The organism is Gottfriedia luciferensis, assembly GCF_001712755.1.
Taxonomy (GTDB): domain Bacteria; phylum Bacillota; class Bacilli; order Bacillales; family Bacillaceae_G; genus Gottfriedia; species Gottfriedia luciferensis_B.
The window spans coordinates 180,094-202,343 of sequence record NZ_MDKC01000036.1; the positions used below are offsets into that span (position 1 = coordinate 180,094).

14 protein-coding genes and 1 other annotated feature are annotated in these 22,250 nt (G+C 36.0%); of the genes, 6 read left to right on the forward strand and 8 right to left on the reverse strand.

What is annotated here, in order from left to right; genetic code table 11:
- Window positions 1-275 precede the first annotated feature (275 nt).
- Entirely contained in the window at window positions 276-4,700 is a 4,425-nt protein-coding gene (locus BED47_RS21495) for a pullulanase X25 domain-containing protein (protein WP_069035367.1), read from the forward strand.
- Window positions 4,701-4,766: 66 nt separating this feature from the next.
- Here the strand turns inward: BED47_RS21495 and BED47_RS21500 are convergent, their stop codons facing one another.
- A complete protein-coding gene (locus BED47_RS21500; protein ID WP_069035368.1) occupies window positions 4,767-5,591 on the reverse strand; it encodes an amidohydrolase family protein in 825 nt (274 codons plus the stop codon).
- Between the two features lie 315 nt (window positions 5,592-5,906).
- Between BED47_RS21500 and BED47_RS21505 the strand changes: the two genes are divergently transcribed.
- Entirely contained in the window at window positions 5,907-6,146 is a 240-nt protein-coding gene (locus BED47_RS21505) for a hypothetical protein (protein ID WP_069035369.1), read from the forward strand.
- A 465-nt stretch (window positions 6,147-6,611) separates the two neighbouring features.
- Here the strand turns inward: BED47_RS21505 and BED47_RS21510 are convergent, their stop codons facing one another.
- Complete coding sequence (locus BED47_RS21510) at window positions 6,612-8,849, reverse strand: S8 family serine peptidase (RefSeq protein WP_069035370.1); 2,238 nt, start codon at window positions 8,847-8,849, stop codon at window positions 6,612-6,614.
- Between the two features lie 730 nt (window positions 8,850-9,579).
- On the reverse strand, window positions 9,580-10,401 hold the full coding sequence (locus tag BED47_RS21515) for a MerR family transcriptional regulator (RefSeq protein WP_254664647.1): 822 nt from the start codon (window positions 10,399-10,401) through the stop codon (window positions 9,580-9,582).
- A 272-nt stretch (window positions 10,402-10,673) separates the two neighbouring features.
- Here BED47_RS21515 and BED47_RS21520 point away from each other — a divergent pair, with 272 nt between their 5' ends.
- On the forward strand, window positions 10,674-12,062 hold the full coding sequence (locus BED47_RS21520) for an APC family permease (protein WP_069035372.1): 1,389 nt from the start codon (window positions 10,674-10,676) through the stop codon (window positions 12,060-12,062).
- A 640-nt stretch (window positions 12,063-12,702) separates the two neighbouring features.
- On the opposite strand, the gene speB is transcribed toward BED47_RS21520, so the two are convergent.
- The 4 genes from speB to proC form a co-directional block, all read right to left on the reverse strand.
- The gene (gene speB / locus BED47_RS21525; RefSeq protein ID WP_069035373.1) at window positions 12,703-13,701 is read right to left on the reverse strand and encodes an agmatinase; all 999 of its coding nucleotides are present in this window, start codon (window positions 13,699-13,701) and stop codon (window positions 12,703-12,705) included.
- 111 nt (window positions 13,702-13,812) lie between these two features.
- A complete protein-coding gene (locus BED47_RS21530) occupies window positions 13,813-15,015 on the reverse strand; it encodes an iron-containing alcohol dehydrogenase (protein WP_254664641.1) in 1,203 nt (400 codons plus the stop codon).
- 42 nt (window positions 15,016-15,057) lie between these two features.
- Complete coding sequence (locus BED47_RS21535) at window positions 15,058-16,530, reverse strand: aldehyde dehydrogenase family protein (RefSeq protein WP_069035375.1); 1,473 nt, start codon at window positions 16,528-16,530, stop codon at window positions 15,058-15,060.
- Window positions 16,531-17,180: 650 nt separating this feature from the next.
- Window positions 17,181-18,002: a pyrroline-5-carboxylate reductase gene (gene proC, locus BED47_RS21540; RefSeq protein ID WP_069035376.1), complete on the reverse strand. Its 822-nt coding sequence runs from the start codon at window positions 18,000-18,002 to the stop codon at window positions 17,181-17,183.
- A gap of 388 nt (window positions 18,003-18,390) precedes the next feature.
- Window positions 18,391-18,603 (forward strand) — a binding site (T-box leader).
- 102 nt (window positions 18,604-18,705) lie between these two features.
- Between proC and proB the strand changes: the two genes are divergently transcribed.
- The 3 genes from proB to BED47_RS21555 all read left to right on the forward strand — a co-directional run bounded on the left by proB (window position 18,706) and on the right by BED47_RS21555 (window position 21,845).
- Window positions 18,706-19,809: a glutamate 5-kinase gene (proB, locus tag BED47_RS21545; RefSeq protein WP_069035377.1), complete on the forward strand. Its 1,104-nt coding sequence runs from the start codon at window positions 18,706-18,708 to the stop codon at window positions 19,807-19,809.
- 166 nt (window positions 19,810-19,975) lie between these two features.
- Window positions 19,976-21,223 carry a glutamate-5-semialdehyde dehydrogenase gene (locus BED47_RS21550; protein WP_069035378.1) on the forward strand — a complete coding sequence of 416 codons (1,248 nt, stop codon included), beginning with the start codon at window positions 19,976-19,978 and terminating at the stop codon, window positions 21,221-21,223.
- Window positions 21,204-21,845, forward strand: coding sequence for a zinc ribbon domain-containing protein (locus tag BED47_RS21555; protein WP_069035379.1), 642 nt, complete (start codon window positions 21,204-21,206; stop codon window positions 21,843-21,845). The genes BED47_RS21550 and BED47_RS21555 overlap by 20 nt, the downstream gene beginning before the upstream one ends.
- A gap of 189 nt (window positions 21,846-22,034) precedes the next feature.
- On the opposite strand, the gene BED47_RS21560 is transcribed toward BED47_RS21555, so the two are convergent.
- Complete coding sequence (locus BED47_RS21560) at window positions 22,035-22,232, reverse strand: aspartyl-phosphate phosphatase Spo0E family protein (RefSeq protein WP_069035380.1); 198 nt, start codon at window positions 22,230-22,232, stop codon at window positions 22,035-22,037.
- Window positions 22,233-22,250: the final 18 nt, after the last annotated feature.

The window sequence follows — 22,250 nt, forward strand, 5'->3', positions numbered from 1 at the left end:
GCTTGAAACAATGATTAATTACCTAATCCTAACAAAAAAGAGCAATTAACATTATTTATATAAGCCCTATCTGTGACTGAAATTAAGTGTATTTAATTCAGAAAATTTGTATTATTTTGCTATTTTCCATTGATTTGTGTTAATAAAAAGTTATAATTATTTTGAAAACAATTTGTGCAAACGTTTGCAATAAGTGAGCATTACCTACATACATATTTTTATTGCATCTTTTGTATAAACGTTTTCCTAATTTAGAAAGAGAAAGGGGTTTTTTCATGAGGAGAAAACAGAGATCAATATTATCGCTCGTTACAGTATTAGGCTTAGTTCTCCAGATGTTTCCGGGATTTTTTACAAATGGAAATGTAAAAGCAGCAGAAACGACAGCTAGACAAGTTGTGCTTGTAGGAAGCCTTCAAAAATTGTTAGGAAATTCAGGTGATTGGGACCCATCCTCGCAACAAACAGAAATGGTGTTTAAAGGTAATGGTCTCTATACATTTACTGGTACTTTACCGGCTGGTGAATATGAGTACAAAATCGCCATTGGTGGAAACTGGTCAGAAAATTACGGTGACGGCGGAAATCCTGGAGGCAACAACATTAAACTAATACTATCCGAACAAAAGGCTGTCACTTTCTACTATAATGACAACACTCATTCAATTACTGATAGCACTCATTACACCCCTATAGCAGCGGAAAAACAACCACGTCTTGTTGGAACGATCCAGCCTGCTATTAATGCAGGATCAGCTTGGAGCCCGGCAGACTCAACAGCCTTTTTAAAAGATGATAATTTCAAAAATATCTATTCCTTTACCACAAAAGTGCCAAGTGGTACTTACGAATACAAGATTGTACTAGGAAAAGATTGGAACGAGTCCTACCCTACTTCCAATTTGAAGTTAACTGTACTCTCAGAATCAACTATTACATTTTTCTATAATAGTGAAACAAAAGAAGTTTATACAGATTATAAACCAACAGGCTCTGATGGCTTGATTGATCAGAATGCCCTCTCTCATGATTCATGGGACCAAGTATACAAGAAGCCATTCGGGGCTGTTCCAGAAAATACACCTGTCACCTTACGGATATCGGCTAAGAAAGGAGATTTGACAGGCGCGAGCCTTTATGTAAAAAATTATAATTCTGGCACTACAAAGGTCTTGGCTATGAAGAATGTAGGCTGGTCAAATACAAATGGCAAAGGTGACCTTGAGTACTGGGAAGCCACGTTTACGCCAACAGACAAAGGGGTTCATGGGTATAAGTTCATTGTCAGAGATCAAGATACAACAGCAGAATATGGAGAAGACACACAGGAAGGTCATACTGGAAAAGCAGTCGATAAAAATGCGAGCCTTTTCCAACTGACAGTATATGACCCTAGTTACCAAACGCCAGATTGGATGAAAGAAGCTGTAGTTTATCAAATCTTCCCCGATCGCTTTTTTAACGGAAACAAGACAAATGACAATGTAAAGGATAAAATTGGTGCTCGTGGTAATCAGCCAATCGAACATCCCGCTTCTTGGTCAAGCTTACCTGATAATCCTTATGAACAAGGAACTGGATCATATACTGGAGACGGAGAGTTTAGTAATGATTTTTATGGCGGAGACATCGCTGGAATCAAATCTAAACTTGATTACCTTCAATCACTAGGAGTCAACACACTCTATTTAAATCCGATTGCTCTTGCACCTTCTAACCATAAATATGATGCAACAGATTACAAATTGGTTGACCCGATGTTTGGCTCAGAAAAAGAATTTAAGGATTTCACAAAAGAATTAGCAAAACGTAATATGCATTTAATTTTGGACGGTGTTTTTAATCACGTATCAGACGATTCCATCTACTTTGACCGCTATCACAAATACAATACAGTCGGTGCATATGAATATTGGTCTCGTATTTATGATTTGATGAATAATGAAAAATTGTCCGAGGCTACTGCCAAAGAGAAAGCGAAAAAGCAATTTATCTCCGAAGGCCAATCTTTTAGCCCGTACGGTTTTGAAAACTGGTTCCATATTGAAAATGTTAAAGTACCGAATGAAAAAGTCAACGGTGTTTCAAATGGAGAACATTATAAGTATGAAGGTTGGTGGGGCTATGACAGTCTCCCAGTATTTGAATCAAAAGAAGGTTCAAAGGTTGATCACCCTAGTGAACTGAACAACACTGCATTTGCTAACTATATAATGTATGATAAAGACTCTGTAAGCAAATCATGGATTGATCGAGGTTCTTCCGGTTGGCGTTTAGATGTTGCGAATGAAGTAGACAGCTCATTTTGGCAGGAATTTCGAAAAGAAATTAAATCCAAAACGATGACCGGTGCCGGACAAACTCTTCAAAAAGATGAAAAACCACTTATTTTGGGAGAAATTTGGGATGATGCTTCCAAATACTTTTTAGGAGATCAATATGACTCTGTAATGAATTATCGTTTCCGAGGTGCCGTACTGGATTATTTAAAAAATGGTAATGCAGAAAATGCACAAAACTCACTCCTTGCAGTACAAGAGGATTATCCAAAGGAAGCTTTCTATGCTCTAATGAATTTAATGGGATCACATGATACTGCACGAGCTATATTCCTGTTAGGCAACGGGACAGATACTTATAACAGAGCTGAACAGGATCCGAACTATAATTACAATGAAGGTGTAAAACGATTAAAGCTAGCCTCTATCCTTCAAATGGGTTATCCTGGCGCACCGACCATTTATTATGGAGATGAAGCAGGTCAAACGGGATCAAAAGATCCAGATGATCGCCGTACGTATCCATGGGGAAATGAAAACCAAGATTTGATTAAACATTATCAAACGATTGGTCAAATTCGCAGTAAAAATTCCGATCTATTTAGTCATGGAGATCTTCACCATATTTATGCTAAAGACGATGTATTAGCTTACGTTCGTACTAATGGAACAAAATCAGCCCTTATCATCATTAACAGAGGGAAAACTGCACAAACTGTTGATGTTGACACAAAAAAGCTGATTGCAAACGGAATTCGTCTAGAAGACCAACTAGATAAAAAATACGCTGCTACAGTGAAGGATGGCAAGTTGACATTGAGTGTTCCTGCTGAATCAGGAAGAATGTTACTATCTAGTAATGACGTGAAAAATCCACAGTCAGTTAAAAGTGTAATTGGTACTGTAGGTTCTAAACAAATTACTTTAAATTGGACAGGAACTGGCACAAAATTCAATGTTTATCAAACAACTGTTGCTGGCGGATTATGGACAAAAGTAAAAGAAACTAAAGACACTAATGTAACCATTTCAGATTTAAATAATGGTCGTAACTACTATTTTTCTGTAACCGCTGTAGATTCAAATGGGAACGAATCTGAACCTGCTGTCTCAGTTGGTCTCGTGCCTCATTACGATGTTAGCAAAGCTAGCGTGTCCAACATGACAGCCTTAGCCAACCAGGAGCTGAATTTAGCACTTGATTCAACTGTTAAAGCAACCTTTTACTTACCAGGTGCAACAGAAACAGGTCCAGCTGAAGGAATTACGGCCGAGCTTCAAGTAAGAATGAAAGGCCAAACTGCTTGGGAATCATACAAAGCTCTATATAATGGTCAATCTCAGGATAATCAAGCTAATGAGTTCCAAGGTAGCTTCACTCCATTAGAGGCTGGCATATATGAATACCGAATGGCCTTTACACCTGATTTAGGAAATACATGGGTATACTCTGAAACAGGAGAAGTGAATTACACACGTAGCACTTTAGATACTACTCCCCCTGCTAGTAAGGTCACTTTGGAGACACCAATTCAAGAATCTGGTCAGGTTAACTTGAACTGGAAACTTACGCAGTCAGATCAGCCATATAAAACTGTCATTTATCGTGACGGTCATATACTTACTTCAGTAAGCGGGGACACTACTACCTTCCGTGATTATCAGGTCACAAACGGTACATCATATAACTATCAAATCCGCGTCTTTGATCAAGCAGGGAACTATGTAGATTCAAATACTGTAAATGTCACACCGGATATTGTCATGGTACAAGTCACATTTAAAGTACATGCACCAAGTGACACTCCATTGTCAGCACAAATGAATATACCAAACAGCTTAAATGGTTGGAATACAGGTGCATGGTCAATGAGCCGAAATGGCGCAGTTACACCGGATTGGGAATATACAGTTGAGCTTGAAGAAGGAACTGAAATTACTTATAAATATACGAGAGACAACACTTGGGATCATGAAGGATTAGCAGACCATACACCATCTGACACATCAGATGATGATATCAGTTACTATGGTTACGGTGCCACTGGAACCGATATGAAAATAGTTGTTTCAAATCAAGGTGGCAACAAAATGACAGTCCAAGATACGATCTTACGCTGGATTGATAAGCCACTTGTTGTAAGCCAAATTGATGTGAATGGTTCAACTCTAACTGTCAAAGGGAATGCTATTAAAGGAGCTAACCTCACAATCAATGGGGAAAAAGTAACTGTAAATAATGAGATGAATTTCACCCAATCTTTTAATCTAAAAGAAGGTCAGACACAAGTACCAGTTCACATTGAACCAACAGATACAACCAAAACCACAATTTTTAAAGGTGATGGTGGTTCGATTAATAAAAACACTAAAAACTATGTGATTGATGTTATCAATAAAACGATTAGTGAGTCCAAATAAATAGAAAGAAGAAGGTCTACCGATTTTGGTAGACCTTTTTTTGAATTATTTTTGCCGTCAATTAAATTATTCAATTAATCCTAAAAAGTTTTTTCCGAGTATGTATTCCTTTTCATTATCTGGAATTAGAAGGGATTCCACCCATCTCTTCTTGTCCGAATAGTCATATTCATTAAATGTCTTCATTCCATATGGACCATCACAGCCAAAAAGAACTTTACGGTAACCTAAAGCCTCTACTGCTTGTTTTACAATTGACGGATCGAGATAATCACTAGATGTATCAACATATACATTTGGTTGTTCCTTAACGTATTTCCATAGTTTTTTCCAAAATGGTAGACCAGCATGAGCATAAATTAATTTGAGTTTAGGAAAATTTTCAGGTAGATATTTATAACTGTTAATTTCTGAAGAAAGATGAATAATCAATGGTACACCTCTTGATTCACATAAAGCAGCAACTGGTTCAAGAGCTTTAATACTATAACCATGCATGAATGGATGAGCCTTTACACCAATAAAACTAGGATTTTTAAGATAGAATTCTATTTCTTCCATAAAATTAGGAATCGTAGGGTTCACTGCTACCCAACCTAGAAAACGATCTGGAAATCTTGCAATTGCAGTAGCCACGATATCGTTATTCGGTTTAGTAAAAATCTTATATGAGTTACCATAAAGTTTTAAATAGCCATCTTTCACAAGGCCATCGTAAATTTTGTGTCCAATTTGAGGTGTATTAAGTATTAGAAAACGGAATAATCGTTGGATATGATACTGAATGGTACTATCCGATTCAAACATTGTTTCACTCATGGGGGGGATCAGAGCAGTTTTTGCAATATTATTATTATCCATCCCCTCTATCATTTTTTCTAAAGTCAGCATGGATTCATCCACATGAAAATGGCAATCAATAATTATATAAATCTCCCCTTCTATTATTTTTAACGTGTTGATTTAACGACTGTGAAATCAATTTTTAGGATTTTTACTTTTAACCCATTAATACTAATATCAAATATATGCTTTGTATAAATACTTTAGTAAATTAATGACTTCTGAGCAAATTCAAAACAGCTTTGCAAATTTGCTTAAGAAAAGACAACCACCCTAGGGTTATTGTATTTTTTTTGAATATTTATCAAACTATTTTATGGTATAATATAACAATTAATCTAACAGATTTAGAAGGTGTTTGTGATGACTAATGTTTTGACAAAAAAAATAAAACCTTTTTTTATAGCAGTAATGATAGGTAGTCTTTTTATTATTAAACCTCAAAATATTGATTTGAAAATAATTTTAATGTGCATTTTAGGTGGTTCACTTATATTAGAATCTTTTATTTTAAGCTACAAAAATAAAAAGGTGACTAATCGTATAGATTTCTTTTTTGGTTTGTTTTTAATTTTTTTTTCTATCTTTCAAAAAATAAATTAAATCTGTCATCTGTCACAGCTTGCATTAAAATTATCTCTATCAGTTAACATTTTTTTTATTACTTTATTTTCTTTTTCAAACACTTCAACACGTTCATTTGTAAACTTCAAATGCCCCAATATTGTTTCAAGTTTTTCGTTCATTATAAAATGTGTTACAGGATTATAAAGGCTAAGCCTCTATGAATATACTTGTAAATCATTTGACGAGAAACACCTAATTCTTTTGAAGCCCGTGTAATCGACATTAATTCCTTAGTTTTTTATTAGCAACGTCAGCCCATTTTTAGCGCTATCTCCTACTTTAGGTATAGATTGGAAACCTTGTGATTTTAGTTTAAATAATGAAACAGAAAAATCCCCATTACCAGAGTAATAGGGATAATATTTATGGTGACCCTAAATTTTATATTTACGGTACTTCCTCGCATAATTATATCTATCTAAGAAAAAGTAGACGCTTTTATTAATTTACAATAAAACTATCAATATTTACTTGAGTAGATGATTTTCGAGCACCTGAAGCAGCTTTTCCAGTACAAGAAACAGTAATTGTATGTCTTCCGTTAGATAGTCCTGTTTTTGTATAAACAACAGATTTATATACTGATGAAACCGAGTGAAGGTTTACTTCCGATGCTGTACCACCGTCGATTTTAATACTTACAATTCCTTGAGAACTGTTTTTTGTTGCTACTAGTTTAATAGATGTACCATTAAACACCAAATTAGCTAAAGTTCCTGATTTATTACCAATAATAAATGATCCACCTGACGCACTACTATTTGTAGAAGTAGACCAGCTACCTACATATTCAATATTTGCGCTAGTATTCTCATAAGTACCAGCTGTTACACCTTGTTTACTTGTTAAGGTATAAGAACCTGATCCACTGTAAGAATAAACGTCTACATAATAAGTACCAGCGGAAGGTGCTGTATACGTAATACTTTCAGTTGAAGAACCTGCTTTTTCAGAGTGAGCAACCATATCTTCATTAATTTTTACTGTTGTTGCATTAGACCCATATAGGTATAAATCAAAATCTGTTCCTGTAGCACCAGTTAAATTTAGAGAGATCTTCTCGCCTTTTTTCAGCGTTACCCTAAATACATCATCTTTATCAGTAGAGTTGTTTAATGAGCCAGATACAGTGGATGATAACGCTACTCCTGGAATATCATCATCACTAATTAATGCATTATTCGCACTCAAAAGACCACCAGTAACTGTGATATTATTAAGTGAATTTAATTTTTTCAAACTACTCATGAGTGTCGATTTAATAGTAGTAGCGGAATAAGAAGGGTTCAAACTTGCAATAAGAGCGGCAGCACCAGTAACATGTGGAGTTGCCATTGAAGTTCCAGATGCATATTCATAAGCAGAATAACCTTGTGCAACCCAATCAGTTGGAAGTGCACTTAATATATTTTCTCCTGGAGCGGCCAAGTCAACAGTTGTTTTACCATAGTTCGAGAACGAGGAAAGCCCACCTTTATTATTAATTGAGGCTACTGATAAAATATTTGTTAAGTCAAAGCTAGCAGGATACGAACGACCTGATGAAGAGTCATTATCTAATGAATCATTTCCTGCGGCACATATAAACAAACCACCATTGTTTTTAATTGCATCATATAAAGATTGGGAGTAACCGCTTCCTCCCCAAGAATTATTATAAATTTTAACACCTTTTGCTTTAGCATAATCAAAAGCTAGTATAGCATCTGAATCATATCCGCCATAGTACCAATCAATGAATTTTAGAGGCATAATTTTTATATTTGGAGCTACTCCAACTACACCTAGATTATTATCCGCTTTAGCTGCAATTGTACCAGCTACATGAGTAGCGTGGAAAGAGTCATCATAATAGCCATCATAAACAGATTTATCATAATTAAAAAAATCCCATCCATTTTTATCATCTATATAACCGTTTTTATCATTATCAATTCCATCATTTGCTACTTCCCCAGAATTTGACCATATGTTTGAAGTTAAATCTGCTTGAGTAATATCTAAACCAGTATCAACGACAGCTACCACAAGTGAGGTGGATCCTTTCGATTTAGCCCATGCACCTTCAGCACCAATATCAATTCCAGGAACACCTACCGAGCCACCAATCGTTTGACCTGTATTTTTTAACCCCCATAAATTAGAAAAATTTGTATCGTTTGTTAAAGTAGTTCGTAAATAATCTGGCTCTGCATATTCAACATTAGCTTGACTGTTCAGTTTTGTAATTAAAGCTTTCACATCTTGATTTCCTTTTAAATGCACAATATAAGTATCTTTTGAGATCGTAGCTACATTTTTAACTGATAATATATTAGATTGTTGAATAAATGACTTTGTTGTGCCTGCCTTAAGTTTTATGATTAGTCTGTTAGGATTAAAGTACGCTTTCTTACTTTGTTGAATTTCAATCATAAACGATTTCTGTTTTTCTTTACTAAGTTTATTGATCTTACTACTGGAAGGAAGAGGTGTAGCCAGTTTAAGACTATTCATAATACGACTTCGTTTTTCGCTTAAAGTTAATTCTTTGGCGGGTTGATTTAACGCAACATTTTTTATGCTTGATACTTGTGACTTGCGGGGTGAAGAAGCCGCTGTTATTTTACTTGGTCCTAGACTAGATAAAAGTCCTGTGACTAAACCTACCACCATAATTCCATTCAAAATTTTCTTCATTGTGTTCCTCCTTTTATTGGACTACATGATATTTATACAGCATTATATTCTGAATATTACAAAAATAAAATAGGTTATATTATACTTAAATACTATTTTAATTACTTTTAAACTAGAAATAATTTAAGTAATTAACACTTAGAAGTTTCTCAATAAAGAACTAGTTTGTTTGATAAAGCTCATTTGCTTAATGAAAAATTATTAAAATACAATTACTAAAATTTTTTTTTTAATAGTTTTATAGTAAAAAATTTTTAAAAAAAATGGTTAATATGGTGGGACGATTAGTAGTCAGTAGTGCTAAAGAAACTCGTTTGAAGATTATATAAAATAGCAGACCGTTTTTTCATATCCCCTTTTATTCGAAAATAATCTCATCTATATTATCTTAAAAAAGCTGTACCGATTTACAAGTTCGATCGATTTATATCAAAAAGTACCAACAGCATTTAGCGAACAAAAATTTGTACAGGCACTTCAAATTCTAATCACAAACTTGGTTTATTCTGAAGAATTTTTAGGGGAATCTAGACAATAACAAATTTTAAAAGAAATTAAATAGCCTTAGCCCCATAGAATTCAGGTCTAAGACTACTTATTAAATACTTTTTTAATTGTCCACTTTACATGGATAGTTCAGGAAAGTCCCTTTATAAATTACCTATTCTTACATTACTCTTTTTTTATATGTAGTGAACAGCTCTCAATTGTGTATAGCCAGAACTAAATTTCAGGCTTTTTTAACCGGGACTTGAATTTCGAACATCACTTCATTCGGATTATCCGTAACGGTAATATCCACCACCATGATCTGCAGTGCGTCACCAGCTATAAGATAGCCTGTTTCATGAAGGTATGCAAATAATTTTTTTAAGCTTTTACTGCGATTCCTTAATAATTCACCATTATAGCGGATGCATGCAAATAACCCTTCAGGAATCATTTTTAGATATTTTTTTTGTATTTTTTCATCCTTTTTCGCTACAACAAATATTACTGAAGGCTCTTCAAATCGTTTATCCTTTAGGTCTTCTTCTTCGATAATAATGCCTAAACGATTACTGGCGAGAATTGGGGCCTTCTCTGTTAGCATAGTTTCCAATCGGATAATACTGTAACAGAGTTCCAAATTACTATTGATTTTTTCATTTAAAGTAATTAACTTTCTACTCTTTATTTCGCGAAAGATAATCTCTTGAAATGCCTCTTTTCTTGAAATATTGTCCAAATAGGCTATTTTTTCTTTGATGTTAACTTCTATTTCGGTTAATTCCTTTAATTTCGAAACAAGTTCAGCATGTTTGGCTTTAAGAATCTCACTTGATTTCTTAAAATTTCGTTGATTGAAATATTGTTTAATTTCATCTGTGCTCATCCCAATTTGACGAAGCTCTTTAATGGTCCCGAGGATCTCGTACTGAAAAATGGAGTAGTATCGGTATCCTGTTTCGGGATCAACAAATTTCGGTTTAAATAAATCAATTCGGTCATAATGACGCAAGGCCTCTGTCGTCATTCCTCTTAACTTGGCTATCTCACTTATCGTTAACATTTCTTTCAAAAAAACACCACCGTTTCCGAGAGTTAAACTAGAAGAAAAATGCTAGAAGAAATTCTATTGACATTTGTGTAACACAAAGCTTTACTATGATTATACATAATTTTCAGATTAATCTGAACAACAGAATAAGGGTGGTGATCTAAAAGTAGATTTTTTTGTTTAGTTGAAAACTCCAAGTATAACCTCATTGACCTCTGTAAGTTGAAAAAGAACAATATTTAGAGCTAAAAGACCCTATTAAATTCGTAAAGGAGACATGGAATTTGACTGAAAAAATAACGCTTAAAAGGTCACTTACATTGCTTCAAGTTGTATTTTTAGGTTTAGCATGGAATAATCCGATGGTATTTTTTAACACTTATGGAATTGCAGCGAATAGTTCCAAGGGAGTGCTGGCGGGTGCGTATGTAATTGCATTTATGGCGATTGTTTTTACTGCATTAAGCTATGGGAAGATGGCAAAGGCACACCCAGTTTCAGGCTCAGCTTATACCTATACTCAGAGGTCGATGAATTCCGAAACTGGCTTCATGATTGGCTGGACCATTTTATTAGATTATTTACTGACACCGATGATTACCTGTCTTATGTCCGCTGTATTTTTAACATCGCAATTTCCACAAGTTCCATTTTGGCTTTGGATTGTCATCTTAAATATCGGCATTACGATTATTAGTTATATTGGTATAAGCGTTTCAGCAAATACAAGCAAGATTTTTGTGATTGCCCAAATCCTTTTTATTATTGTCTTTGCATTCTTAACGATAAAAAGCGTCTTAAACGGAATGGGTACAGGTACACTTCTAGCAGTTGAACCTTTCTTTAAATCAAATGTTTCAACTTCTGTTCTTCTTGCTGGAGCTTCCATTCTCTGTTTCAGTTTTCTAGGGTTTGATTCTGTTACAACATTATCCGAGGAAACCATTAATCCTGAAAAAACGATCCCAAAAGCAATCTTTGTCATGATGGTGATTATGGGTATAATCTATATTGGTTCCTCCTATCTGGCTCAGGTTGTCTTTCCGGGATATGCCTTCAAAAACACTGACTCTGCGGCGCTAGAGCTCATTAAAATGGTTGGTGGCAATTTATTTAGCTCTCTTTTTATAACGGTTATGATAATTGGTAATTTTACTTCAGGTGTTTCCTCTGTTACAAGCGTATCTCGTGTGTTATATGTAATGGGACGTGATTCTGTTTTACCTAAAAAGATATTTGGATATATACATCCACGATTTAGAACACCAACAGCTAATATTCTTTTTGTTAGTTTAATTACCATGTTGGGGATTGTCCTAAGCCTTGATACAGCGATTACGTTTATAAATTTCGGAGCTCTTATTGCATTTACTTTTGTCAATCTTTCTGTAATCGCTCACTATTATATTAAGAATTGTAAGCGCTCTCCCAGGGAGACTATTCAGTACTTAATTTTTCCTTTAATTGGGGCAGGATTCATCATGTGGCTATGGTCCTATTTGAATATAAATGCATTAATTTTAGGGATTAGCTGGATGGCAGTTGGATTTGTATACTTAGCTTTCATGACAAAATTCTTCCGTCAACGTCTTCGAAATCTACATTTTGATGATGGGAATGATGAATTTATGTTAAGGGAAAGCAAAGAAGAAAATATTCCAGTCAATTCATAATACTATGTAGTCGGAAAAGGATTTATATATAATAAAAAACTGGATTTCCCATTTGTGTTTAAGGAATCTAGTACCTAAAAGGACTCCTTTAAAATTTATGGAGTTCTTTTTACTTTTTACTCATTAAAACAAAGAACCCTAGGGATCTAAAACAAGCTAAAATGATTCACAGTAGCATTTGTGGTTAATCATTATGAAATAGCGTTCGGGATTAGAGAGTTCCAGGAAAAAGTTTAATAAATTACAGCACAACTTGATACGTTAATTCGATGATAATGTGACTGGTTATGAGAAAGTAAAGATTCAAGGTCCACCTTGTACCCTGGGAAACAGATTTATTTATGGCATTTACAATCTTTTCCTCATACGCCATAGGATACCATTTCAAACCATTTTCCTAAGACGCTGACAGAACAGTCATTTGTTCGATGCCTACCATGTGAAAGTTTCATTCCATAACTTTATTACCAAACTGAAGCAGTCCATAAAACAAAGCAAAGTTTGCATCTGCTACTCAGTGAAGCTAAACAGAACTTCCATTTTCACATGCAAAAAGGACAGGTAAGGGTAGCTTTTACCCTTCTCTGTCCTTTAAGCTATAGCTTTGTCACCTTTCCTTTGGTGATGAAACCAATCCCGTTTAAAAAAGTATTTCTTTCTTCTCATTTTCATATTTATTATTCAATTTTATCTCTTTTTCCTTTAATACATAGCTGAGTAAGTCTAATGCAATACGGGCTGCTACTTGCCCAGTCATGCCAGTAGGATCATATTGCGGGGCAACTTCTACTAAATCAAAACCGATGACCTCACCTCTTTTGGCAATCCCTTCAAGCAATTCATTAACCTCATCGTAGAGGAGACCACCTGGTGATGGCGTACCTGTTCCTGGTGCTATAGACGGATCGATTCCGTCAATATCAATCGTAACATAATATTTCTCGCCCGCAGGAATTAACTCCAGCAATTCCTTAAGTCCCATCTTTCTCATCTGACGTGGCGATAAGATCACACTGCCATACGATCTTGCTGCTTCGACGTCTTCCTTTTTGCTACTGCTGATCCCGCGAATGCCAAATTGAAATATTTTCTGAACATGATCCATCTCTGATAAGCGGCGAATGCAATTTCCGTGACCATATCGCATTCCAGAGCGATGGTCTGCCCAGTCTAAATGGGCATCAATTTGAATCACATGAAACGGACCTATGTCTTCTAATCCTTTTCCAACTGCTGCTGTGATGGAATGATCACCGCCTAATACAACCGGCATAGCACCTTTTGAAATGATTTTTCGGATGGCTTCTTCTGTATTCTCATGGCATTGCATAATATCCCCGTGTACCATGTCTACATCACCGCAATCGACGACTTTCCATTCAGGCCCAAGGTACATAATATCGTTTTCAATGTCATAAGCACCATCTAGACCGAAACTATATAATGTAGAGCCTTCGCGAATTCCTCTAGGGCCCATTCTTGACCCTGATTTCCATTGAGTACCCATGTCATTTGGCACCCCGATGACCGCCACATCTGCATCAAGCTCATTCAAGTTTACACACATTGGGTATTTTCCAAAAGTACAAATGCCTGTAAAAGGTAAATTTAAAAACTGCTTTTCATCCCGATTAACCATTCATGCTCCTCCTTCCAAATTTATTCTCGCTTTTTCGTTATGCAATGTTTTTTGCCAGATGACCATTTCTTAACCGAGGATTTTACATTTTACTTCGATTCATATTACGCATTAATTTTTAATAAAAGTGGTGGTTTTTGCCTCATAAGTATTTTGAAATAAGTTCAGATAATCTTCTTTTGTCAAATCTCTTGAATTGGCTTGAGTACACAAATGTTTAAAGGCTCCTTCCGCTAGGAAAGGGAAGTCTTCAGGATTTACATTTCCTAAATCTCTGAAGCTAGGAATGCCGATTTTATTTGCCAGCTCTTTTAACAGCGCAACACCCTCGTACGCCGTTTCTTCCACTGTTTTTCCTTCTGGATTTGCCCCAAGTTTGATTGCTACCATAGCGTGCTTTTCTGGATTGGAAGGAATATTAAATTCAAATACATGTGGAAGAAAAATAGAATTCGCTACACCATGTGGAGTATCATAGAGTCCTCCAAGTGGTTCTGCCATCGCATGAACAGCCCCAAGATCCGTGTTATCAAAGGCTAGTCCTGCAACTAAACTGCCCAAAAGCATATTTTTCCTAGCTTCTAAATCGTGTCCATTTTCTACTGCTAATGGAAGATATTTTGCTATTAATTCTATGGCATATAGCCCTAAAGCATCTGATAGTGGTTGTGCAACTTTGCAAGTATAAGCTTCGATTGCATGTGTGAGTGCATCCATTCCAGTTGCGGCCGTAATTGATTTAGGCAATGTTAACGTCAATTCAGGGTCGACAAGTGCTAGTTTAGGAGCGATTTTCAAATCTAGTATCGCCTCCTTCTGTTTCGTCACGGTGTCGGTAATGACAGAACCTCTTGTAACTTCACTACCGGTACCTGAAGTTGTCGGAATACAAATTAATGGCGGGATTTCCCGTTCTAGTAAATTTACGCCGTAACGCTCTCTTAGTTCTCCTCCGTGTGTAAGAAGTGTCCCAATTGCTTTGGCTGTATCCATCGAACTTCCGCCACCGAGACCAATTAAAAGATCGATGTTCTCGTTTTTAAACTGCTGATAAGCACTCTCGCAATCTACATCTTTTGGATTTGGAACTATTTTATCGTAAACAATATAATTGACACCTTCTTGATCTAGTGACTGTGTGATTTTCTCCAAAATTCCTGTTTGTGCAAGACCTTTATCAGTAAAAATAAGGGCTTTCGTTCCACCTAATTCTTTAGCTCTTTTCCCAATATTCTTTACTTTTCCATTCCCAAACTCTATAGAAGTAGGCAGATTAAAATGAAAATCCCATAACATAATAAATTTCCTCCTCATTTTTAGAATATTCAGAATTTAAAATTGAATTTTTTTCTCTATTTAATGACTAAACCATTCAGTTGGCTTAACTTCTAAATTTATATTAATTTGTTTTACCTCAGTAAACGTATCCAAACCAAAAGTTCCTAACCCGCGTCCAATCCCGCTCTGCTTGTAACCTCCCCACGGTGCTTCATTATAGGCAAGGTTATATGCATTAACATAAGTAATTCCAGCTCTTACTTTTTTAATAACCCTCAAAGCTTTTGCGCCATCTTGTGAAAAAACACCTGCAGCAAGACCGTATGATGTATCATTTGCCAGTTGGATGGCTTCCTCTTCACTTTTAAACTTTTGAACAACAAGGACTGGTCCAAAAATTTCTTCCTGAACAATTCTCATGTCAGGTTTAGTATCAACAAATATCGTTGGCTCAACGAAGTAACCATTTTCAAGTCCTTTACTAGAAATACGGTTGCCACCGCAAGCTAATGTAGCCCCTTCGTCTACCCCAACTTGAATATATTCAAGTATCGTCTTCATATGGTCTCCACTTACAAGCGGACCCATTTCGGTAGAAGAATCGTCCCCAAGGCCAACCTGAATCTTCTTCGCTCTTTCTACCAATCTAGCAATAAACTTATCATGAATGCTCTCTTCTAACAGTAAACGGGATCCCGCATTACATACTTGCCCGGCATTTGTAAAAATCCCATTCAGAGTATAATCGATGGCTGTTTCTAAATCAGCGTCTGCAAAAACAATATTTGGTGACTTGCCGCCTAACTCGAGTGAAATGTTTTTAATATTTCCAGTTGCAGAATTCATGATGCTTCTACCCGTCGCTGTACTACCTGTAAAAGATATTAGATCTACCTTTTGGTTTTCCGCTATTTCATTTCCTACTGTTGAACCACCTCCCAAAACTAGGTTTACAACACCAGCTGGTATCCCCACTTCTTCCATGATCTCAAATAATTTGAAAGTGGTGACTGGAGTGATTTCAGCTGGTTTAAAAACAAGCGTATTTCCCGCAGCAAGCGCAGGGGCTATTTTCCAAGCACCCGTCAACAATGGAAAATTCCATGGGGCAATAAGTCCGCATACACCGACAGGTTCCCGAATAACCATGGCTTGCACAGGATCGGCAACAGAATAGGTTTGACCATTTGGCTTAGTCACTAGACCAGCATAATATCGAAAGCAATTCACGGTATCAGCAATATCAAACTCTGATTCTTTAAGGGGCTTCCCCATATTCTCTGTTTCAAGTTTGCTTAGCTCGTCTGCTTTTTCTTCAATCTTATCTGCTATTTTAAATAAATAGGATGCACGTTCAGAAGCCGGTAATTCTGACCAAATGCCTGAGTCAAAAGCTGTTCGTGCTGCATTAATTGCCATTTGGGCTTCTTCTCTACCTCCTCGTGGTGACTCTGCCATGATTTTACCGTTTGCAGGATTCACAGCATGACTCTTTTCTCCGCTTAATGAATCCATCCATTCACCATTAATAAACATTTTCAACTTTAACATTTTGATAAACCTCCAATATGTTATTTTTACCTTGCCTGTAGAGGGATAACCTCAAATCAATTTCTAGAACATTATGTGTGATTAATAGATTTTTACATAAAATGTATAAGATCGGTTATGCTCTACTAATGTCCATAAACGTATTAATATACGCGCCAATTAAATTGCTATTGAACCATGCGCTGCAATCTATCATGGTGGTTATTTTAAAGAAATCAACCTATGTGTTCTTGCAAGAATTCTACTGTTTCTTTATACTCCCTCCAAGTTGAATTTTTTTTGAAGATTTAGTATTTTTACTGTAAACCTTTTTGTTACACAAAGGTCAATAACTGTTTTTATTTTTTTTATGGGATGATTTCTGCTCAAATAAAGGAAAAAATACGTGGGTTAACAAAGGCATTTCTTTTTCAATATAATTTTTTCGAATAAAGTCTTGATAAAAAAATAAGGAAAAGGCTTAAGGTGACTACGATTGTCCCTTCTTCCTTCTCCCTGTTCGTGCCTTTTGTCAGAAGTCTATTCTGATTTTAGCAAAGGTATCTTATTTTAAAACAAGCTCAGCTACGCACTCAACATGTGTCGACTGTAATTGACAACACAATAGATGTTGGTGTTCGTTCAAAACTGAACAAAAAATCGCCTTTTTTTTACAAATGTTTTATGAGACTGGATAGTTCAACAGACTTTTGCGTACAACGCTTTATAGCTGAAATGATAGCTGTTCTTAAGCCTTTTTCCTCTAATATTGCTACAGCTTCTATTGTCGTTCCACCTGGAGAACAAACCATGTCTTTTAATTCACCTGGATGTATTCCCGTTTCCAGTACCATTTTTGCTGAGCCTAATACAGCTTGAGCTGCGAATTTATATGCTTGATTTCTTGGCATACCATCTAATACAGCAGCATCTGCCATGGCTTCTATAAACATAAATACATATGCTGGCGAAGAACCACTTATAGATGTTACAACATCCATTAATTTTTCGTTTACTATCTCTGTTTGGCCAAAACTATTAAAAATGTTCAGTATATCCTCTAAATCTTTTTCTGTAACCATTTCATTAGGACATATCCCAGACATTCCTTCTCCAACAAGAGCAGGTGTATTAGGCATTACTCTTACAACCTTTAACTTTTTATCAAAAGCTTCCTCAGTACTTTTAATGCTTTTTCCTGCAGCAATAGTTACGACTATAACATCGTTTTTTATCTGTTCGTTTATTTCGTTAATTATTGATGAGTATAGGTCTGGTTTGATAGATAAAATTAATATGTCAGCATTTTTAGCTACCTCATTGTTGTCAGTAGTTGTAGTTATACCATATTTTTTACTAGCATTTTTTAAATTTGTAAGGTTTAAATCTGAACAAATTATTTTATCCGGAGGCACTATATTTTTGGTTATCATCCCACCAATCATAGCTATCCCCATATTTCCGCATCCAATGAATCCAATTTGTTTATCCATACTCAATTTTGCTCCTTCTAAAATAAATTATATCGGTTTGAAATTATTATTCTGAAAAAACTAATAATATCCCATGCAATATAAAAAAACATTTTAAGAGAGTAGATTGTTTTTTGCAATATAAAAAAATTTAGAAATCAGTTTTATTCTGTATGAAACACGTAATTTCTAAATAATTTAGTATCTTTGTTATATATTAACTAATCAAATTTTAAATCATGTTGAAGATTAGTAATACATCACTATTAACAACGTGATGAATATAAAAAACTTATGTTTAGACATGAATTTCACTTTATGCTAAGAGATATTTAGAAAATTAATTTAATTTAAAAAATGCCTCTTGACATAAAAACGCACTATATTGCATAATGTATAAAAATCAAATTGAAAATCGTCGAAGGGAACTAGTACATATATCTTCTTGCGAAAGAGAGTGGAATTCACCGGCTGAAAGATTCCTCGTATAGAAAGTATGGAACCTATCCCCGAGTCTTAAACGAAAGTTTAGGCGTATACCTTCGTTATAGGTGTCAAGCGGATATATATATTTATATCAATTAAGGTGGTACCGCGGAACAATGACCGTTTCGTCCTTTTTATTAAGGGCGAAGCGGTCATTTTTATTTTGCTCTTTATTGCTAAATAGCATGTTAAAAGTTTAATTTACAAAAAATTCGCATTTAGAATAGGAGGTACAAAAGTGAAAAAACAACGAATTGTCGTGAAAATTGGAAGCAGTTCCTTGGCAGTTGATCATGGAGGTATCTCTGAGGAACAGCTTTCTGATCATGTTGCTGCTTTGGCGAAATTGAAACAGGAAGGACATGAAGTGTTGCTGGTTACATCTGGGGCAATTGCTGCAGGTTTTTCTGCTCTTGGGTATCCAAGTCGACCTGTAACAATTAAAGGGAAGCAGGCTGCCGCGGCTGTAGGACAAAGTCTGTTAATGCAGGCGTATACGGAGGAATTTCGTAAATATGGTATCGTTACCGCGCAGCTTTTGCTTACGAGAAGTGATTTTTCTAGAAAAGATCAATACAGTAATGCATATGCCACTTTAGGAGAGCTACTAAATCGTTCCGCTCTTCCAATAATCAATGAAAATGATTCAATTTCTTTAGAGGAGCTGACTTTTGGTGATAATGATATGCTGTCAGCTTTAGTGAGTGGGCTTGTTTCGGCGGATATGCTCATGATTTTTACGGATGTGAACGGCTTATATGACCAAAACCCTCAGAAAAATGCGGACGCGAAAAAGTATTATTTCCTCCCTGAGGTTACGGAAGAAATTACTTCTCTTGCTGAAGATGCGGGCTCAAAACTTGGGACTGGCGGTATGAGATCAAAAATCGATGCTGCAAAGACAGCACTATCTCTTGGAGTGAGTGTATTTATCGGAACAGGACGTGGACAGGAGAAGTTTTTAGATGTTTTGAAGGGTAAAGGTGATGGAACGTATATCGGTAATGCTCCTCAAAAAGTGATTAAGATGAACAAGCAATGGATCGCGCTACATTCACTTGTTAATGGACAAATTGAAGTAGATGCTGGGGCAGCCTCTGCCATCATTCATCATGGAAAAAGTCTTCTTCCTGCTGGTGTTACTAATGTGTCTGGATTCTTTCGAGCGGGCGAAGTTGTGGAGGTCATCACACAACAAGGACTCTTGATAGGGAAAGGTCTATGTAGATATAGTGCAGAGGAACTACAGGATATAAAAGGGATGCAGAGTCACGTCATTCAGGCTCAAGGCGTAAGACATAGCTATGAAGTCATTCATAGGGATAATTGGGTTTCATTTTAAGAAGAAAGAGGATCCGTTCACGTAAAGAGGGCGGAATCCTCCGTCCTAAATCTGATAGATTCACCTAATATCTATGTAGAAGAGTCTTGGATGATCGTTCCAAGTTATCAAAGTTAAACATGCCTCAAGTTTTTATATTTTGAATCTTTAAAAGGGGGAAATGAAGATGAATGAAGTATTAGAAAAGGGACAAAAAGCGAAAAAGATAGCTGGAGAACTTGTTCTAAAATCCACAGTTCAAAAAAACAAGGCACTTGCTGCGATTGCGGATCAATTGATAATAGAAACACCTTATATTTTGGAGGAGAACAAAAGAGATATTGAAGTAGGTAAAGCAAAAGGAATGTCCGCTTCTATTCTTGACCGCCTTACGCTGAATGAACAGCGCATTATTGATATGACAGAGGGTATCCGGCAGCTAATTGATTTGCGTGATCCTGTTGGAGAATGTGTAACCACATGGGAAAGACCGAATGGATTGTCTATTCAAGAAATGCGTGTGCCACTAGGTGTTGTCGGGATGATTTACGAAGCGCGACCGAATGTAACTGTGGATGCGGCCACAATTTGCTTGAAAACAGGAAACGCAGTGATCTTGCGTGGCAGTTCTTCCGCTACTTATTCTAACAAAGCCATCGTAGCTGTCATTCACCGAGCCCTTAAAAAAACGAGCTTGCCTCCAGAAAGCGTTCAGCTCATTGAAGATACGTCACGATATAGTGCAAAGCAGCTGTTTACATTAAATGAGTATTTGGATGTTCTTATCCCAAGAGGTGGCAAACAGCTAATAGATACTGTAGTTAGAGAAGCGTCTGTTCCTGTATTGGAAACAGGTGCGGGAAATTGTCACATATTCATTGATGAAACAGCGGATAAACAGATGGCATTTGATATTATTATAAATGCAAAAACACAGCGACCATCTGTATGTAATGCAATTGAAACAATTATACTTCATGAGGAGTGGGCGCACCGATTTGGTACCGAGCTCTTTTCTTCCTTAAAGGAAAAAGGAGTAGAGTTACGTGGAGATAAGAAGGCACTGGCTATCGATTCTTCTATTGTACCTGCTTCAGAAGAAGACTGGGGAACTGAATTTTTGTCTCTCACACTGGCAGTTAAAATGGTCTCCTCTGTTGAAGAAGCTATTAACCATATCAATACTTATGGATCCATGCATTCCGAAGCGATTATTACAGAAAGGGAAGAAAGTGTGAACAAGTTTTTCACGTCCGTAGATGCCGCGGCTCTCTACCATAATGCTTCGACTCGCTTTACTGATGGTTTTGAATTCGGCTTTGGTGCAGAAATCGGCATCAGTACGCAAAAGCTACATGTAAGGGGACCAATGGGACTTCCTGCATTGACTTCTACAAAATACGTGATTCGTGGAAATGGACAAATTCGGAGATAAGGAATGTCATTTGTTCACTAATGTATTGTTCTGTGAAAATTGCCAAAAAGGAATGTGGTACAAGGCAAATCAAAAAGTGTATAGATGCGGAGGTAATATTAAGTACGGTGATCCTTTCTGTTTAAATAGAGTTGTTATCCGTGAGAAAGAGCTAAAACACATTATCCTAGAGGATCTACAGGAGTTATTCCATTCCATTCAAGATGATGAGTTTATAAAGAGTTTACACAAAAGATTGGATCAAAAGAAGGTTTCGATTTCAAACGAACTAACAAAAATCAAAAATAAAGCAAATAAATTACGTTCTAGAAAGAGAGATTACCTTGATGATATGTACGCTGACCAAATTATATCTCGAGAAGAACTGGTTGAATATAGAAAGCAGATAGACCAGGAAGTAGCTGAACTCGAAACAGCCAAGATTGAGTATCAAGAAAAGCTTGAAGAGTGCGAAAGTGAGAACTATGCAATTGATTTAGGAAAAAAGCTTAAAGACGTTTCATTACTAGATGATTTAACTCCTCAAATCTTGTACTCTTTGGTGAATAAAATAACCTGTAGCATTGAAGGTAATCTACGTATTCATTACAACTTTGTAAATCCTTTCGAAGAACAAGAATAGGCAACAACCGCAAGGGTTAGTTGCCTTCTTTTAAAATGAGTTGCGAGATACACTCCACGTCCGCAGTACGTAATTGACAATACATGAGATGATGTTGAGTTTACATCTAATCTCTAAATATAAAGGACATTCGACCGTTAGTATGAATACGAATTGGTGCCAAGTACTACAAGATCAGTTTATTGGTATCTAAATTATTAAGTACTCATACCGCTCTTCCCTAAAAGCCGTAAAGCTTTTAAATAACTGATTTATTAACTGATCTAACTCTTGGCTACATTGAATGGTATTAGAATGAAGAAATCCATACTGCTTACAAAAATTATATAATTCATTTCTCTTTTTCTCTACCTCAAGTTTTGCTTGTTGTTGTAATAAAGTAGCCATCCCTAAACCCCTCCACCC

Coding starts and splice junctions, on each gene's coding strand:
- BED47_RS21555 (WP_069035379.1), top strand. CDS start 21,204: ATGGACAAATTCGGAGATAAGGAATGTCATTTGTTCACTAATGTATTG.
- BED47_RS21515 (WP_254664647.1), bottom strand. CDS start 10,401: ATGTTAACGATAAGTGAGATAGCCAAGTTAAGAGGAATGACGACAGAG.
- BED47_RS21505 (WP_069035369.1), top strand. CDS start 5,907: ATGACTAATGTTTTGACAAAAAAAATAAAACCTTTTTTTATAGCAGTA.
- BED47_RS21535 (WP_069035375.1), bottom strand. CDS start 16,530: ATGTTAAAGTTGAAAATGTTTATTAATGGTGAATGGATGGATTCATTA.
- BED47_RS21500 (WP_069035368.1), bottom strand. CDS start 5,591: ATGCTGACTTTAGAAAAAATGATAGAGGGGATGGATAATAATAATATT.
- BED47_RS21560 (WP_069035380.1), bottom strand. CDS start 22,232: ATGGCTACTTTATTACAACAACAAGCAAAACTTGAGGTAGAGAAAAAG.
- proC (WP_069035376.1), bottom strand. CDS start 18,002: ATGGATAAACAAATTGGATTCATTGGATGCGGAAATATGGGGATAGCT.
- BED47_RS21530 (WP_254664641.1), bottom strand. CDS start 15,015: ATGAGGAGGAAATTTATTATGTTATGGGATTTTCATTTTAATCTGCCT.
- BED47_RS21510 (WP_069035370.1), bottom strand. CDS start 8,849: ATGAAGAAAATTTTGAATGGAATTATGGTGGTAGGTTTAGTCACAGGA.
- BED47_RS21495 (WP_069035367.1), top strand. CDS start 276: ATGAGGAGAAAACAGAGATCAATATTATCGCTCGTTACAGTATTAGGC.
- BED47_RS21550 (WP_069035378.1), top strand. CDS start 19,976: ATGAATGAAGTATTAGAAAAGGGACAAAAAGCGAAAAAGATAGCTGGA.
- speB (WP_069035373.1), bottom strand. CDS start 13,701: ATGGTTAATCGGGATGAAAAGCAGTTTTTAAATTTACCTTTTACAGGC.